Genomic DNA, 16,203 nt, shown 5'->3' with positions numbered 1-16,203 from the left:
GCCCGCAGGACAGTCTAGGACCCCGGTTCCGAGGGCCGCTCGCGTATGTCGGCGGACAGCCGCGCGCTACTCGCCGAGGTCGCGGAACGCGAGCGACGAGGCATCCGTCGTCTCGGCGTTCACGGGCGCCCAGGCGTCGAAGCCGTCGGCGGTCACGCGGTCGAGGAGGCCGCGGAGGTTCTTCACGCGCCGCTCGAAGCGCACGCGCATGCCGGATGCCACGAGCTCGTGCTTGAGGGCGAGCAGTGCGGACGGCTCGAGGTCGGCGTCGTGCACGAGCACCACCGAGCGCGGGCGCCCCTCGTCGCGCACGGCGAGCAGGTCGACGATGCGCTCGAACCCGATCGAGAACCCGCACGCGGGCACCTCGTGCCCGAGGAAGCGGCCGATCATGTGGTCGTAGCGGCCGCCGCCGCCGAGCGAGTAGCCGTGGTCGGGGTGCGCGATCTCGAAGATGGTGCCCGTGTAGTAGCCCATGCCGCGCACGAGGGTCGGGTCGAAGTCGACGGGCGTGCCCGGGACGGCGTCGCGGAGCGCCATGAGCTCGCGGTACGCGTCGACGTCGAGCCAGGCGGGCGGCGGGACGACGCCGTCCGCGAGGTGCCAGTCGGCGGCGGCCAGCGCGCGCAGCTCGTCGGCGACGTCCGCCTTCTCGACGCCCAGCGTCGCGAGTTCGGCCGCGACGCCGTCGGGCCCGATCTTGTCGAGCTTGTCGATGGTGATGAGCGCGCGCTCGCGCAGCTCCTCGGGGACGCCCCACGATCCGAGGATGCCGGCGAGGATGCGCCGGTCGTTCAGGCGGATGCGGCAGCCCTCGAGCCCGAGCGCGTCGAGCGCGCCGACGGTCGCGGTGAGCAGCTCGAGCTCGGCGAGCGGGCCGGCCTCGCCGATGATGTCGATGTCGCACTGCACGAACTGCCGGTACCGGCCCTTCTGCGGCCGCTCGGCGCGCCACACCGGCGCGATCTGGATGGCGCGGAACACCGGCGGCAGCGCGGCCCGGTGGGTCGCGTAGAACCGGGCGAGCGGCACCGTCAGGTCGTAGCGCAGGCCGAGGTCGGCGAGTGAGAGGGCGTCGCCGGATGCCGCGGCCGCCGCCAGGTCGTCGGTCGTGAGCCCGCGCTTCATGACTGCGAACGCGAGCTTCTCGTTGTCGCCGCCGAGGCCGGCGTGCAGGCGCGACGAGTCCTCCATGACGGGCGTCTCGATCTCGTCGAAGCCGTGGGTCGCGTACACCCCGCGGATCACCGAGAGCGCGTGCTCGCGGCGGGCCTTCTCGGCGGGCAGGAAGTCGCGCATGCCGCGCGGGGGCGTCACGGTCTGGGCCATGCGCTCCATTCTTCCAGCAGCGGATGCCCCGCCCGAACGCGGCGCGGAGCGCGCGGACGGCACCGACGGCTCGCCCCTTCCGGACGGAGTTCTCCACATCCTGGCGATCCGCGGCCTGCCCCGCTCGCCGGCTCGCTAGGCTCGCGTCTCGTCGGCGCCGCGCCGACCCGAGGGAGGTCGGATGGCCGGCATCGAGGTGTCCGGGGTCGCACGCGCGTTCGGCGACGTGCACGCCGTACGGGACGCGACGTTCACCGTGGAGCCCGGCCACGTCGCCGGGCTCATCGGTCCGAACGGCTCGGGCAAGACCACCCTGCTGCTCATGCTCGCCTCGCTCCTCCGGCCCGACGCCGGCACGATCCGGGTCGCGGGCTTCGATCCCGTGACCGATCCGGCCGAGGTCCGGGCGCGCATGGGCTGGATGCCCGACCTGCTCGGCTCGTGGGCATCCCTCACCGTGCGGGAGGCGCTCGTGACCAGCGCACGGCTGTACGGGCGTTCGACGGATGCCGCGAGGGCGCGCGCCGACGAGCTGATCGGGCTCGTCGACCTCGACGAACTCGCGGATCGCCCGACCCGGGTGCTCTCGCGCGGGCAGAAGCAGCGACTGAGCCTCGCCCGCGCGCTCGTGCACGACCCGGAGGTGCTGCTGCTCGACGAGCCCGCCTCCGGGCTCGACCCGGTCGCGCGCGCGGGGCTCCGCGCGCTCGTGCGCCGCCTCGCGTCCGAGGGCCGCACGGTGCTCGTCTCGAGCCACGTGCTCGCCGAGCTCGAGGAGATGGCCGACCAGGCCGTCTACCTCTCCGGCGGCGTGACGGCGGCGGCCGACGAGATCGCGCGCGCGGCGCGCACCGCGCGCGACTGGCGGGTGCGTTCGCTCGACCCCGAACGGCTCCGGACCGCACTCGACGCCGCCGGATGGGGCGAGGTGGCGCGCATCGACAACCTGGGCGCGATCGTCCCGCTCGCGACCGAGGAGGACGCCGCGCAGCTCATCGCCCACCTCGTCGGCGCCGGGGTCCCGGTCTCGTCGTTCGCTCCGGCGGTCGGCGACCTCGAGCACGTGTTCCTCGATCTCAGCCGCAACGGGGAGGAGGACGCATGACCGGGTTCCTGCAGGGCCTCTGGCTCGTCGTGACGCTCGACCTGCGCCAGCGCGTGCGCACGGTCGCCTGGTACGTGCTCCTCGGCGTGTTCGTCGTGCTCGTCGCCGGCGTCACCGTGCTGCTGGTGCTTGCGACGAACGCGTTCCTCGACGGCGGCGGCGGGGTCTTCTCGTCGATCGTGTTCTTCGTGCTGCTGCTCGGCACGCTCGTCTCCCCCGCGCTCAGCGCGAACGCGATCAACGGCGAGCGCGACGCGGGCACGCTCGCCACGACCCAGGTCACTCTCGTGACGACGACCCAGATCGTGCTCGGCAAGTGGCTCGCGGCGTGGATCACCGCGCTCGCGTTCCTGGCGGCCGCCCTCCCGTTCCTCGTCTTCGCGGTCACGCTCGGCGAGGTCCCGGCATCGACGATCGCCGTCTCTACGCTCGTGACGGCCCTCGAGCTCGGCGTCGTCGCCGCGATCGGCGTCGGGCTCTCGGGCCTGCTGAACCGCCCCCTGTTCTCGGTCGCGGTCACCTACCTGGTCGTCGCCGCCCTCTCGATCGGCACGCTCATCGCGTTCGGGCTCGGCGGCGCGTCCGTGCAGTCCGAGGTCCGCTCGGTCAACCACTATGTCGACTGGCAAGTGGTCGAGGAGGACGGGGTCCCGCCCGGCGAGGAGCCGCCCTGCCTCCCGCCCCAGACCTGGACGTACGACGTGCCGAGGTTCGACCACGTCTGGGGGTTCCTCGCCGCGAACCCGTACGTGGTGGTGGCGGATGCCGCGCCGGCGAGCTTCGACTCGAGCGGCACCCCGACCGACCTGTTCACGTGGATCGCGGTCGGGGTCCGCCAGTCGCAGCACGCGCCCGAGCTCGAGGTCGAATACGACGAGTGCGCGAACTGGACCCCGAACGGTGCGGTCATCGATGACGACACGGAGACACCGGAAGCCGTCTACGAGCGGTCGGTGCCCTCGTGGTTCGTCGGCCTCGCGATCCACCTGCTGCTTGCGGCCGGAGCGCTCGTCTGGGCCGTCCGGCGCACGGCGACGCCCGCGCAGCGGCTCCCCCGCGGGAGCCGGATCGCCTGATCCGAGCGCAGCGAGCGGTCGAACACCGCTCTCCGCGCGAGGGACCGGATCAGGCCTCGGCGGCGCGCACGTCGTCCTGCATCGAACGGATGGCGCCGCGGAGCGCGCGTTCGGCGTCGAACCCCTGTGCTCGGGCGGAGGCGACGAGCGCCATCAGGGTGTCGCCGAGCTCGGCCTCCGAGGCGGGCGCGGACGCGGCATCCGTCGCCGCCCTCGTCACGCCGACCTTCTCGGCCTTGCCGAGCAGCTTCTGGGCGAGCGCGAGCGCGGGCATGCCCTGCGGCACGCCGTCGAGCACGCTCGTGCGATGCGGCTTCTCGCTGGCCTTGAGGTCGTCCCAGAACGCGACGACGTCCGCCGCGGTCTCGGCCTCGCGATCGCCGAAGACGTGCGGATGCCGCGCCACCATCTTCGCCGTCATGTGACGCGCGACGTCGTCGATGTCGTAGTCCTCGCCCGGGGTGTGCGCAGCGAGGTCGGCGTGGAACAGCACCTGGTAGAGCACGTCGCCGAGCTCCTCGATCATCTCCTCGCGACTGCCGGACTCGATCGCGTCGATGAGCTCCCAGCACTCCTCGACCAGGTACTGGACGAGCGACTCGTGGGTCTGATCGGCGTCCCACGGGCACCCGCCGGGACCGCGCAGGCGGCCGACCATGGCGACGAGCTCGAGCAGCCCGTCTCCGGCGACGGACGCCGCGGCCGCGGCATCCGTCGTCACGTGCTCGCCCGTGCCGTGCCCGCCCGCCGTTCGAGTCATGACCCACCGCCCCTCCACGGGCCGCAGCGCGACCCGTCGCTGCGAGCCTAACCGCGCCGACCGATAGACTCGACGGCAGGTGTGCCGGGAAGTCTGGTCGGCCGACGCGTCCGAGCGTCGTCGCTGTTTCCGCACGGCTCCGTCGCCGTTCCCGACTCCGTCAGAGGTGCCATGAACTTCCTCCGCTCCGAGCGCGTCTCCGCGTCGCTCCTGCTCGCCGCCGCCGTCCTCGGCCTCGTGATCGCGAACTCGCCGATCGGGCACGACCTCGTCGAGTTCAAGCATGCGCACCTCGCGGTCCCGTTCACGGGACTCGACCTGTCGCTCGGGCACTGGGTGAGCGACGGACTGCTCGCCGTCTTCTTCTTCATCGTCGCGGTCGAACTCCGACGCGAGCTCGTCATCGGCGAACTGAACAGCTTCTCCAAGGCGGCGCTGCCGGCGATCGCGGCGCTCGGCGGCGTCGTGGCGCCCGCGCTCGTCTTCCTGGCCTTCGCCGGAGCCGGGCCGACCGCCGACGGCTGGCCCATCCCGACCGCGACCGACATCGCCTTCGCGCTCGGCGTGCTCGCGATGTTCGGCCGGTTCATCCCGACGCGCGTGCGCGTCTTCCTGCTCGCGCTCGCCGTGCTCGACGACCTCATCGCGATCCTCATCATCGCGTTCTTCTTCACGAGCGACGCCGACCTCGCCTACCTCGGGTTCGCCGCCATCACGGTCACCCTCTTCGGCATGATGAGCCGCCTGCTCGCGCCGCGATCGCCGTACGTCCTCGCGCGCCGCGCCCAGTGGCCGGTCATGGTCGCGCTCTGGACGCTCGCCGTGCTCACCTGGTCGTTCGTCTACCTGTCGGGCGTGCACGCGACCATCGCGGGCGTCATGCTCGGCCTCGTGATGTCGCGTCGACCGGCCGGTCGCGCGGTGCACTCGCTCGAGCCCGTGTCGAACGCCGTGATCCTCCCGCTGTTCGCGTTCTCCGCCGCGCTCGTCGCGATCCCCGCGGTGCGGCCGAGCGAGCTCGACCCGGCGTTCTGGGGCATCCTCGTCGGCCTGCCGGTCGGGAAGATCGTCGGCATCACGCTCATCGGTGGCATCGCGACGCTGTTCGTGCATCGCCGGACGGGCATCAAGCCGCTCACCTGGTCGGATGTCGCGATGGTCGGCGCACTCGGCGGCATCGGCTTCACGGTGTCGCTGCTGATGAACGAGCTCGCATTCCGCGAGTACCCCGAGGTCGCCGACCAGGGCGTCGTCGCCGTGCTCATCGGCTCCGGGATCGCGATCGCGATCTCCGCGGTCTTCGTCAGCCTGAAGTCGCGCGCGTACCGACGCAGCGGCGCCGCGGAGGGCGTCGGCGGACCGCTCGCGCACTGACTCGGGCGCCCACCGACTCGCTCGCGTACTGACTCGCTCGCGTACGGACGCCTTCGCCCGCCGGCGGCGTCAGCTCGCGGGGGCGGCGGATGCCGCGGCCGGCTGCTCCGCCGGGAAGATCACGCCGATCAGGTTCGACACCCACTGGATGAGGTCGGCGTCGCCCGGCGCCTCGCCGCCGGGCGTCGGGAACGGCACGAGGATCACGTCGTTCTGCGGGAACAGCTTCGCGCCCGGGTACATGCGCTCGAGTCGCACGCGACGCGAGTCGGGCAGCTTCGCGGGCGCGATGCGCAGCTTCGACCCCGTCGCGATGACGTCGGAGAGTCCGGCCAGCTGCGCCGTCCGGCGCAGGCGCGAGACCGCGACGAGGTGCTCGACCGACTCGGGAAGCTCGCCGTACCGGTCGATCAGCTCTTCCACGACGAGGTCGATCTGGCCGTTTTTCGCGGCGGGTCCGCTCGCGGCCGAGAGCTTCTGGTACGCCTCGAGCCGCAGCCGCTCGCTGTCGACGTAGTCCTCGGGGATGTGCGCGTCGACCGGCAGCTCGAGCCGGAGCTCGGTCTGCCCCTCGGCGACGTCGCCGCGGAAGGCGTTCACGGCCTCGCCGATCATGCGCAGGTAGAGGTCGAAGCCGACGCCCGCGATGTGCCCGGCCTGCTCGGCGCCGAGCAGGTTGCCCGCGCCGCGGATCTCGAGGTCTTTCAGGGCGACCTGCATGCCGCTGCCGAGCTCGTTGTTCGCCGCGATCGTCGACAGCCGGTCGTGCGCGGTCTCGGAGAGCGGCTTGGCCGGGTCGTAGAGGAAGTAGGCGTAGGCCCGCTCACGACCGCGACCGACGCGCCCGCGCAGCTGGTGCAGCTGCGAGAGGCCGTACTTGTCGGCCCGGTCGATGATGATCGTGTTCGCGTTGGAGATGTCGAGGCCCGTCTCGATGATCGTCGTCGAGACGAGCACGTCGAACTTGCGCTCCCAGAAGTCGACGACGATCTGCTCGAGCACGTGCTCGTTCAGCTGGCCGTGCGCGACCGCGATGCGGGCCTCGGGCACGAGTTCGGCGAGCTGCGCCGCGACGCGGTTGATCGACGAGACGCGGTTGTGCACGAAGAACACCTGGCCCTCGCGCAACATCTCACGACGGATGGCGGCGGCCACCTGCTGGTCGGAGTGCGGACCGACGAACGTGAGGATCGGGTGCCGATCCTCGGGCGGGGTCGCGAGGGTCGACATCTCGCGGATTCCCGTGACGGCCATCTCGAGCGTGCGCGGGATCGGCGTCGCGCTCATCGCGAGGATGTCGACGTTGGTCTTCAGCTTCTTCAGCTGGTCCTTGTGCTCGACGCCGAAGCGCTGCTCCTCGTCGATGATCATGAGGCCGAGGTCCTTGAACGAGACCTTCTCGGTGAGGATGCGGTGGGTGCCGATGACCATGTCGACGGTGCCGTCGGCGAGGCCCGCGAGGGTCTCGCGCACCTCCTTGTCAGTCTGGAACCGGCTGAGCGCGCGCACGTGCACGGGGAATCCGGCGAACCGCTCCGAGAACGTCTCGAGGTGCTGCCGGACGAGCAGGGTCGTCGGCACGAGCATGGCGACCTGCTTGCCGTCTTGGATGGCCTTGAACGCGGCGCGCACGGCGACCTCGGTCTTGCCGAAGCCGACGTCGCCCGCGAGCAGGCGGTCCATCGGGATGGGCCGCTCCATGTCGGCCTTGACCTCGTCGATGGTCTGCAGCTGGTCGGGGGTCTCGGCATACGGGAACGCCTCCTCCAGCTCGTGCTGCCACGGCGTGTCCTGGCCGAACGCGTGGCCCTTGGCCGCCATCCGCGCCGAGTAGAGCTTCACGAGTTCGACGGCGATGTCGCGCACGGCCTTGCGCGCGCGCGACTTCGCCTGCGACCAGTCGCTGCCGCCCATCTTCGACAGGCTCGGCGCCTCGCCGCCGACGTAGCGGCTCAGCAGGTCGAGCTGGTCCATCGGCACGTACAGGCGGTCGCCGGCCTGCCCGCGCTTGGATGGCGCGTACTCGAGCACGACGTACTCGCGCACGGTCTTCGGCGCCTGCTGGATGCCCGCGGTGCGGCTCGGCCCGGTCGGCCGGGCGCCGGCGGCGACCTCGCGCTGCACGAGTTCGACGAAGCGCCCGATGCCGTGGGTGGAGTGCACGACGTGGTCGCCGGCCTTGAGCTGCAGCGGGTCGACGACGTTGCGGCGACGGCTCGCGAGCTTCTTCACCTGACGCGTGTCGTACCCGGCCGATCGCCCGTAGAACTCGGCCTCGGCGATCAGTCCGAGCTTCGCCTCGGGCACCTCGAACCCGGCTGCGGCCTGCGCCTGCACGAGGAACGCGACCCCCGGCTCGAGCTGCTCCGGTACCGATTCGACGATGCGACCGGCGAGCCCGTGCTCGGCGAGCACGTCGCGGGCGCGCTCGACGAGCCCGTGCCCGGCGGCCGCGACGACGAGGCTCCAGCCGTCGCGCAGCCGATCGCCGACGTGCGCCACGGCGCCCTCGACGTTGCCCTGGAAGCTCGGCACGGTCGTCGCCGCGACGCGCACGTACGAGGCATCCGCCCCGCCCGCGGTCTCGCCGACCGCCTCGGCCGCGTCGCCCTGGTCGAAGCTCGAGAAGGTCCACCACACGCGGTCGGGGTCGGGCTCCCCGGGTGCGCTGAACAGCACCGACTCGCGGAGCGCGCGGAGGGTCAGGAAGTCGCCCGCGGCGAGGTCGATCGGGGCTGCGGCGCCCGCGGTCGCGGCATCCCACGCCGCCGCGAGGAACTCGCGGTTCGTCTCGCCGAGGCTCACCGCACGGCCGGCGACGCGCTCGGGGCCGACCACCGCGACCGCTGCACCTTCGGGCAGGTACGAGGTGACGGGCACGAGGCGCTCGAGCAGCGCGGGCGCGAGCGACTCCATGCCCTCGACGGGGATGCCCTCGGCGATGCGCTCGAGCATGCTCGACAGGTTGGGGAACTCGTGCACCATCTCGCGAGCGCGCTGGCGCACCGGCTCGGTGAGCAGCAGCTCGCGGCTCGGCGCGAGGAGCACCCGCTCGACCTTGTCGGGCAGCGAGCGCTGGTCGGCGACCGAGAAGGCCCTCAGCTCTTCGACCTCGTCGCCGAAGAAGTCGACGCGGACGGGGTGGTCGGCCGTCGGCGGGAAGACGTCGAGGATGCCGCCGCGCACGGCGAACTCGCCGCGACGCGAGACCATGTCGACGCGCGCGTAGGCCAGGTCGACGAGTCGCACCGCGATGTCGGAGAGGTCGTGCCCGCGCCCGCCTGCGGCGAGCTCGATCGGCGCGAGGTCGGCGAGGTTGTCGGCGACGGGCTGCAGGGCGGCGCGCACCGAGGCGACGACGACGAGCGGATGCCTCGTGCCCTCGGCGCTCCACGCGGCCATCCGCCGGATCGCGTGGAGGCGGCGCCCGACCGTCTCGGCGCTCGGGCTGAGCCGCTCGTGCGGCAGGGTCTCCCACGCGGGGAACTCGAGGACCTCGGCCTCGTCGAGGTACGGCGCGAGCGCCGTGCGGAGCGATTCGCCCTCGCGGCTCGTGGCGGTGACGACGAAGAGCACGGGCGGGTGGCCGCTCGCGGCGCGGCGGCCGAGGAGGCCCGCGAGGAGCGGCGCATCGAGCCCGGAGGGCGCCGAGAAGTCGGCGTTCCGCTCGGCCTCCGCGAGGGCTCGATCGATCGTGGAGGCGCGCGAAAGCGCCGTGTTCAAGCCCTGCAGGATCACCGGAGCAGTCTACGCGCGCCCCCTGACACGGCGGCCGGGAGGACGGAGCGGTCGGCGGCCGCCGATAGCATGGTCGCCGCCCGCCCCCACCGGAAGGACCACCGCATGATCATCGCCGCCGCCGACGGCTCGGCCCTCGGCAATCCCGGCCCGGCGGGCTGGGCCTGGTACGTCTCCGACGACTGCTGGGCGGCGGGCGGGTGGCCCCGCGCGACGAACAACCAGGGCGAGCTGACCGCGGTGCTCGAGCTGTTCCGCGCGACCGCGCACCTCGACGACGAGCTGCTCGTGCAGTGCGACAGCCAGTACGTGATCAACTCGGTCACCAAGTGGATGGCCGGCTGGAAGCGCAAGGGCTGGCGCAAGGCCGACGGCTCCCCCGTCCTGAACCGCGAGCTGCTCGAGCAACTCGACGACGCGCTCGCCGGGCGCCGCTACCGCTTCGAATGGGTCCGCGGCCATGTCGGTCACCCCATGAACGAGGCCGCCGACGAGCGGGCACGCGCCGTCGCCGAGGCGTATCGCCGCGGTGGCGACATCCCGAGCGGGCCCGGCTGGGTCGGCGAGTGCGAGCCGGCGACGGATGCCGCGGACGCCGCGCTCCCCGTCGAGTCGGCACCATCCGAGCCGGCGGTACCGGCCGCGGCCGCGCTCGCCGACCGCGAGACCGAGGACGCCGCGCTCTTCGACTTCGACGAGCCCGAGGCGGACTGGCGCACGCTGCCGCTCGAGCTGACCACCGAGGAGCACACCCGCCTCGTCGAGCGCGCCCGCGCCGCCGGCCTCACGCCGGAGGAGTTCCTGCGCGGACTCATCTAGGCGCCCGTGCGGCATCGATGCCGGAGTTCGGCGATCAGGTCACACCGCGCCCGCGCCCGCATCGCGAGCCGCATCGGTGCCGTAGGCGCGTGCCTGGGCGTCGGGGTGCGCGGCGCCGCCCTCCGTCGCGCGAATCTCCGACGCGGTGCCGGCACGGCGATCACGGACGGCCACGACCACCACGAGCGCGGTGATCACCAAGGCGCCGATCACGCCCGCGACGATCATCTCCATCGACGCCTCCCTCGAACTGCGCTCACGGTAGCAGCGTCATCGACTCCCGGTCGTGAACTCGCCGGGCGGCGATGCGCCGAGCGCGTCGATGACCGGGCATCGGCCGGGCTCGGGCGGCCGGTCGGCGAGGCCGACGAGCGCGGCGCGCACGCGCAGCAGGTCCGCGACGCGGCGGTCGAGGTCGTCGATCTGCGCCGCGACGAGCGCTGGCACCTCGGGCGGCGTGCCTCGATCCGAGAGCTCGAGGAACCCGGCGATGTCGGTGAGGGTGAAGCCGAGCGCCTTCGCGCGCCCGATGAACCGCACGCGCGCCGCGGTGGAGGCGGCGTACCGTCGGTACCCCGCGCGACTGCGCTCCGGTTCGGCGATGAGGCCGCGACGTTCGTAGAAGCGGACGGTGCTGACGGGCACACCCGCGGCAGCGGCCAACTCCGACGTGTGCATCACCGCACCGCCCTCTTGACTCCGATCGCCTGCAGGACGGCCCAGATCGCCTCCGGCACGAGGAACACCACGATCACGGGGCTCGCCCCGGCGACGAGCGCCGTCACCATCCACGTCGAGAAGGCTACGCGCCCGACGGTGTCGATCGCGATGAGCGACGCGAACGGGTACCGGATCCGCGCGAGCGCCCACATCGCGACGGCCGTGCCCATCATCGCCGTGAGCATGAGTTCGAACGGTCCGAGCACGGGCGGCGGGCTGCCGGGGAGCCCCAGTGCCACGTGCACGGCATGCATCGATCCGAGCGCGGCGGCCGCGGTCCACGGGGTCGCGAAACCGATGGTCACGACGAGGTCGTAGATCGCTCCGCCGCGGCCGAGCGGGACGCGGCGCTCGCTTCGCGGGGAGGCTGGCGCACCCGGCGCGGGCGATTCGGCGGGCGGACGCGTGGAGACGGTTTCAGAGGTCATGCCGTCATGCTCGACCCTGCACCACGGTGCAGGGTCAAGTCCGACGCCCTACGCCGGCGAGTGGAAGCGCTGCTGCGCGGCCACGAGGCCGTGCTCGACGACCGCCTCGACCGCGTCGGCGGCATCCGACAGCAGGTTCGGGAGCGCCTCGCGCTCGGGCCCGGCGAAGTCGCGCAGCACGTAGTCGGCGGCATCCATGCGGCCCGGCGGGCGGCCGATGCCGACGCGTACGCGCGTGAAGTCGGGTGAGCCGGCCGCCTTCTGGATGTCGCGCAGGCCGTTGTGGCCGCCGTGGCCGCCGCCGCGCTTCAGGCGCACGGTGTCGAACGGGATGTCGAGCTCGTCGTGCACCACGATCAGGCGGTCTGCGCCGAGCGAGTAGAACTTGAGCAGCGCCGAGACCGGGCCGCCCGAGGTGTTCATGTAGCTGTTGGGCTTCGCGAGCACAAGCTTGGGCCGGCCGGGGCCGAGGAAGCCCTCGGCGACGCGCGAGGGCGTCTTGTGGCTCTTGAAGGTCGCGCCGATGCGCGAGGCGAGCTCGTCGGCGACCATCTGGCCGACGTTGTGCCGGTTGCCGGCGTACTGCGCGCCGGGATTGCCGAGGCCGACCACGAGCCAGGTGTTGTCGGACACGACCTCGTCCTTCCGGCGGTGCAGGAGGCGGTCGATGAGGTTCACGGATGCCTCCGGGCTGGGGTTGGTGGGAACGGCGGAGGGCCCGCGGCCCCGCGATCCGAGCGTACCCGGATGCGGCGCCGCGGACCCTCGCGACGAAGCGGGATCGACTACTCGGCCGACTCGCCCTCTGCAGCTTCCTCGGCGGGAGCGGCCTCGACGGCCTCCTCGCCCTCGGCGGCCTCGGGCTCCTCGCCCAGGTCGACCTTCTGCGGCACGTGCACGTTGATGACGAGCGCCTCGGGGTCGCTGACCAGGGTCGCACCCTTGGGCAGCTCGACCTCGCCCGCGAGCACCTTGGTGCCCTCCTCGAGGCCCTCGACGCTCACGACGACGTTCTCGGGGATGTGGGTCGCCTCGACCTCGAGCGACAGCGTGACCGCGTCGAGGTCGGCGATCGTGCCGGCGGCGGGCTCACCCTCGACGTGCACGGGGACCTCGACCTGGACCTTCTCGCCGCGCTTGACGACGATGAGGTCGATGTGCTCGATGATCTGGTGCACCGGGTCCTTCTGCACGTCCTTGACGAGCGCGAGCTGGCTCTTGCCCTCGATCTGGAGGTCGAGCACGGCGTTCGCCTTGCGGATCAGCAGCGCGGTCTGGTGGCCGGGCAGCGTGACGTGCTTGGGGTCGGTGCCGTGGCCGTAGAGCACGGCGGGGATCTTGTCGAGGGCGCGGATCTTGCGGGCAGCGCCCTTGCCGAACGACTCGCGCAGTTCGGCGACGACCTTGTTGTCTTCGTCCATGGTGATGGCTCCTTGCGGGCTCGCGGCCCAGATTGGGGTTTTCCGTTGTGTCAACTCGAACGCCCGGGGCTGCGCGCGCAGCCAGCGTGAGGAACAGCCGTGAGTCTGATTCCACCGCGTCGATAACGGATGCCGCACCGGGGCTGGCCCGGCTCCGGCGGCATCCCTCGCCGAAGTTCAATGGGTCAGTCTACCGGATGCCGCGGCCGGCTCGATGCGATGTGAGAGCATCGTGCCTGTGAGCACCCCGGGGGCCTTGTGGCGGTCGTCGCACCCCGGACCGACCTCGGTCGTCACCGCGCTCGCCTTGGCGCTCGGCTGGTCGGCCGGGCTCGATCCGGCCCGCATCGGGCTGCTCGCGCTCGCGGTGTTCGCGGGCCAGCTCTCGGTCGGGATCTCCAACGACGCGATCGACGCCCCACGGGATCGGCTCGCGTCGCGACCGGACAAGCCGATCGCGCGCGGCGAGGTCGGACTCCGCGTCGCCTGGGGTGCGGCCCTCGCCGCACTGGCATCCGCCCTCGTGCTCTCGGCGCTGCTCGGCTGGGCGACGCTCGCCGCGCACGCCCTCGCGCTGGGGTCGGCGTGGGCGTACAACGCGTGGCTGAAGTCGACGGCGGCCTCGATCGTGCCGTTCCTCGTGAGCTTCGGGATCTTCCCGAGCCTGGCGACGCTCTCGGCGCCCGAGCCCGCCGTCGCCCCGGCGTGGGCCTGGATCGCCGGCGCCGCGTTCGGCGCGGCCGTGCACCTGACGAACGTGCTGCCCGACCTCGAGCAGGACGCCGCGACCGGGGTCCGTGGCCTGCCGCACCGCTGGGGGCCGAGGGTGGCCACGTCGGTCGCCGCCGGCGCCGTCGTCGTGGGCGCCGGCGTCGCCCTCGTCGGCTCGTCGGGCGGTGAGCTCTCGAACGTCGCTCCGCTCTCGTGGGCCTGCTTCGCCGGGGTCGTCGTGGTCGCGACGACGGCGCTCACCACGGCGTTCCTGCGACCGCCGTCGCGCACGCTCTTCCGGCTCGTCATGCTGGCCGCGCTGCTCATGGCCGCGGAGGTCCTCGCGGCCGGCCGGGTGCTCGCGACCTGATCCGATCGGGCTCGCCGCCGTCGCTCAGAACATCGAGGGGACGGGCCGGTCGGGGTAGAGCTCCTGCATCGCGCGGTCGTACCTCCGCTTCATCAGGAGCAGGTGGAGCAGGCGGATCGGGGCGGGGACGTTCGCGTGGTACCACTCCTCGCGCTCGGCCTCGGGAACGCTCGCGAGGAGCAGGCCGAGCTGCAGCGAGAGCACGTCCCTCGGGAAGTCCCTGCGACGCGCCAGGAGGGTCTTCCGCGTGTGCGCTTCGAGCTGGTCCCATTCCTGCTGCGACATCACCGCGCCGGCGACCGGGAGGATGTCGTCCTCCTCCCGGCCGAGGTGCACGAGGAGCGTGTCGCGGAGGAACTCGATGTCGCCGGCGAACGCGTCGCGGAGCCCGGCATCGGCGGTCTCGAGCCAGGGGTCGAGCTGGGGCTCGATCCGGGCGAGCTGCGACGCGACCTCGGCGTGCTGCGCGCGCATGAGGTCGACGTGCACGGCGCAGGCCGGATCGCGTGCGGCCAGGCGGTCCCACAGGATGGTGTCCTCGGTGCGGTGGTGCAGGTGCAGGGCGAAGAAGTCGAGCTTCGCGTAGATCCCGACGACTCCGGCGCGTTCGACGTCGCCGGCCTGCACGTCGCGGACCAGCAGCGGGAGCTCGCGGTACAGCCATCGGAAGATGCGATGGACGAGGATCATGCCCGACGTGTCGCAGCCCGCGACCTGGCCGTCGGGAAGGGAACCGGACGACGGCAGCTTCTCGGCCATCTTCACCCCGATCTCGCCACGGAGGAACGGGTGGATGCCGCAGCCCGCGGCGAACACCCGGATTCTACACCCGGGCGGTCGCCCGCCCCGGGGGCGAGGGGCCGCCGCGAGGCCGGGCGATTGCGGGTGCCGGGCCGGCCGAAATACACTCACGCGCGTGGAGGGGGAAGCTCCCGAGCCGAGGGACGCGACCGACGGGGGTCGGGCGGGGGCCCGCGCCCGACGGCGTCGGTGGGAGCGTCACGTCGTCGTGGACGCGACGGTGCATCACCCGATCGAGGCGGTGTTCCCCTACCTCGCCGACCCGATGCGGTGGCACGAGTTCGCACCGGCGGTCGCGTTCCGACGACAGCTCGACGACGGGCCCGTCCGGGTCGGCACGAGGTGGATGTCGACGGATCGGATCGGGCCGTTCCGGGCGCACTTCATCGACACGCTCGAGCTCCTCGAGGAGGGCCGGCGCGTGGTCTGGCTCTCGTCGGACCCCTGGAATGCGCGCGTCGAGTACGCGTGCACGGCCTCCGGGGCGGCGACGCGGATCAGGGCGGACTACCGGGGCGACCTCGGCGGCGCGCTGCGCTGGCAGGCCGGGTGGCTCCCGCGATGGGCGACGCACTGGATCCTCGCGGGCGACTTCCGCCGGCTGGATCGCGTGCTGACCCGGAGGGCCCGCGCCGCGCGGCGGTGGGAGCTGGGCCACGGCACCGCGTCGACGTGATCGTCCGCGGAGCCCGCCGTTATGCTCGCCGCATGGCTTCCCGACTGCACGACCTCGCCGTCGAGCACCTCGGCTCGCGCATCGTGTCGGGCGAGCTCGAGCCGGGTGCGGTGCTGCGCACCGAGGTGCTCGAGGCCGATCTCCAGGTCTCCCGGTCGGTCGTGCGCGAGGCCGTGCGGGTCGCGCAGTCGCTCGGGCTCGTCGAGTCGGTGCGCCGCGTCGGGATCCGGGTCCTCCCGATGGCGTCGTGGAACCTGTTCGATCCGTCGGTGATCCGCTGGCGGCTCGAGTCCGAGCGCAAGGGCGCGCAGCTGCGCTCACTCACCGAGCTCCGCACGGCCGTCGAGCCCGTCGCGGCCGAGCTCGCCGCGCGGTTCGCCCCGCCCGAGCAGGGCGCCGAGCTCATGGGCATCGCGGCGGCCATGCGTGCGGCGGGGCGCGACGGCGACGCCGACGCGTTCCTCGCCCACGACGTCGAGTTCCACCGGGCGGTGCTGCGGGCGTCGGGCAACGAGATGTTCGCCGCGCTGGGCGACGCGGTCGGCGAGGTGCTGCGGGGGCGCACGTCGAGCGGGCTCATGCCCGCGCACCCGAGCGAAGAGGCGATGCAGTGGCACGTCGACGTCGCCGACGCCGTCCTCGCGGGTCGAGCGGATGCCGCGCGCGAGGCCATGCTCCGCGTGCTGGGCCGCACGGCCGACGACGTCGAGCGCACCTGGCGCGACATCCCGAGAGCCCAGCCGGCGACCTGAGCACGGCGCTGTCGACCATGCGCCGGTCGAGGGGCGTCACACCGCGCCATCCGTTTTAAATCATACGTATTCGATGCGATACTGATTGTCGTCTGATTCTTGACGCCGACCTCGCTGCTAGCG

Annotated in this window: 16 protein-coding genes; 7 read left to right on the top strand and 9 right to left on the bottom strand. The window is 72.6% G+C overall.

The window, feature by feature from the left end:
• Window positions 1-66: 66 nt before the first annotated feature.
• Window positions 67-1,329, bottom strand: a complete 1,263-nt coding sequence (gene hisS / locus GJ743_RS08735) for a histidine--tRNA ligase (protein WP_155051521.1) — start codon at window positions 1,327-1,329, stop codon at window positions 67-69.
• A 181-nt stretch (window positions 1,330-1,510) separates the two neighbouring features.
• Between hisS and GJ743_RS08730 the strand changes: the two genes are divergently transcribed.
• Window positions 1,511-2,434: an ABC transporter ATP-binding protein gene (locus GJ743_RS08730; RefSeq protein ID WP_155051520.1), complete on the top strand. Its 924-nt coding sequence runs from the start codon at window positions 1,511-1,513 to the stop codon at window positions 2,432-2,434.
• On the top strand, window positions 2,431-3,510 hold the full coding sequence (locus GJ743_RS08725) for an ABC transporter permease (RefSeq protein ID WP_155051519.1): 1,080 nt from the start codon (window positions 2,431-2,433) through the stop codon (window positions 3,508-3,510). The genes GJ743_RS08730 and GJ743_RS08725 overlap by 4 nt, the downstream gene beginning before the upstream one ends.
• Before the next feature lie 49 nt (window positions 3,511-3,559).
• On the opposite strand, the gene GJ743_RS08720 is transcribed toward GJ743_RS08725, so the two are convergent.
• Window positions 3,560-4,270, bottom strand: a complete 711-nt coding sequence (locus GJ743_RS08720; RefSeq protein ID WP_155051518.1) for a MazG family protein — start codon at window positions 4,268-4,270, stop codon at window positions 3,560-3,562.
• A gap of 171 nt (window positions 4,271-4,441) precedes the next feature.
• Here GJ743_RS08720 and nhaA point away from each other — a divergent pair, with 171 nt between their 5' ends.
• Window positions 4,442-5,644 (top strand): Na+/H+ antiporter NhaA, encoded by a 1,203-nt coding sequence (nhaA, locus tag GJ743_RS08715; RefSeq protein WP_155051517.1) that lies wholly within the window; start codon window positions 4,442-4,444, stop codon window positions 5,642-5,644.
• A gap of 69 nt (window positions 5,645-5,713) precedes the next feature.
• On the opposite strand, the gene mfd is transcribed toward nhaA, so the two are convergent.
• A complete protein-coding gene (gene mfd, locus GJ743_RS08710) occupies window positions 5,714-9,382 on the bottom strand; it encodes a transcription-repair coupling factor (protein ID WP_328288976.1) in 3,669 nt (1,222 codons plus the stop codon).
• 105 nt (window positions 9,383-9,487) lie between these two features.
• Here mfd and GJ743_RS08705 point away from each other — a divergent pair, with 105 nt between their 5' ends.
• Window positions 9,488-10,201, top strand: a complete 714-nt coding sequence (locus tag GJ743_RS08705) for an RNase H family protein (protein WP_155051516.1) — start codon at window positions 9,488-9,490, stop codon at window positions 10,199-10,201.
• A gap of 39 nt (window positions 10,202-10,240) precedes the next feature.
• Here GJ743_RS08705 and GJ743_RS08700 read toward each other — a convergent pair whose 3' ends face one another.
• The 5 genes from GJ743_RS08700 to GJ743_RS08680 form a co-directional block, all read right to left on the bottom strand.
• Window positions 10,241-10,435: a hypothetical protein gene (locus GJ743_RS08700; RefSeq protein ID WP_155051515.1), complete on the bottom strand. Its 195-nt coding sequence runs from the start codon at window positions 10,433-10,435 to the stop codon at window positions 10,241-10,243.
• A 36-nt stretch (window positions 10,436-10,471) separates the two neighbouring features.
• Window positions 10,472-10,879: a MerR family transcriptional regulator gene (locus tag GJ743_RS08695; RefSeq protein WP_155051679.1), complete on the bottom strand. Its 408-nt coding sequence runs from the start codon at window positions 10,877-10,879 to the stop codon at window positions 10,472-10,474.
• Window positions 10,879-11,349, bottom strand: a complete 471-nt coding sequence (locus tag GJ743_RS08690; protein WP_196216961.1) for a hypothetical protein — start codon at window positions 11,347-11,349, stop codon at window positions 10,879-10,881. Before GJ743_RS08690 ends, GJ743_RS08695 begins: the two co-directional genes overlap by 1 nt.
• 48 nt (window positions 11,350-11,397) lie before the next feature.
• On the bottom strand, window positions 11,398-11,982 hold the full coding sequence (gene pth, locus GJ743_RS08685) for an aminoacyl-tRNA hydrolase (RefSeq protein ID WP_328289009.1): 585 nt from the start codon (window positions 11,980-11,982) through the stop codon (window positions 11,398-11,400).
• A 152-nt stretch (window positions 11,983-12,134) separates the two neighbouring features.
• The gene (locus GJ743_RS08680) at window positions 12,135-12,770 is read right to left on the bottom strand and encodes a 50S ribosomal protein L25/general stress protein Ctc (protein ID WP_155051514.1); all 636 of its coding nucleotides are present in this window, start codon (window positions 12,768-12,770) and stop codon (window positions 12,135-12,137) included.
• Between the two features lie 238 nt (window positions 12,771-13,008).
• On the opposite strand from GJ743_RS08680, the gene GJ743_RS08675 reads away from it, so the two are divergent.
• Complete coding sequence (locus tag GJ743_RS08675; protein WP_328288975.1) at window positions 13,009-13,851, top strand: UbiA family prenyltransferase; 843 nt, start codon at window positions 13,009-13,011, stop codon at window positions 13,849-13,851.
• A gap of 24 nt (window positions 13,852-13,875) precedes the next feature.
• On the opposite strand, the gene GJ743_RS08670 is transcribed toward GJ743_RS08675, so the two are convergent.
• The gene (locus tag GJ743_RS08670; RefSeq protein ID WP_196216960.1) at window positions 13,876-14,667 is read right to left on the bottom strand and encodes a hemerythrin domain-containing protein; all 792 of its coding nucleotides are present in this window, start codon (window positions 14,665-14,667) and stop codon (window positions 13,876-13,878) included.
• A gap of 100 nt (window positions 14,668-14,767) precedes the next feature.
• Between GJ743_RS08670 and GJ743_RS08665 the strand changes: the two genes are divergently transcribed.
• Window positions 14,768-15,328, top strand: a complete 561-nt coding sequence (locus GJ743_RS08665; protein WP_196216959.1) for an SRPBCC family protein — start codon at window positions 14,768-14,770, stop codon at window positions 15,326-15,328.
• A gap of 32 nt (window positions 15,329-15,360) precedes the next feature.
• Window positions 15,361-16,080 carry a FadR/GntR family transcriptional regulator gene (locus GJ743_RS08660; protein ID WP_155051510.1) on the top strand — a complete coding sequence of 240 codons (720 nt, stop codon included), beginning with the start codon at window positions 15,361-15,363 and terminating at the stop codon, window positions 16,078-16,080.
• Window positions 16,081-16,203 lie beyond the last annotated feature (123 nt).

Origin of the sequence: Agromyces bracchium, from assembly GCF_009709675.1 — a bacterium.
In the GTDB taxonomy this organism is placed as follows: Bacteria; Actinomycetota; Actinomycetes; order Actinomycetales; family Microbacteriaceae; genus Agromyces; species Agromyces bracchium.
The sequence above is the reverse complement of the archived record's forward strand: the minus strand, read 5'-3'. Positions and strand labels throughout refer to the sequence as shown.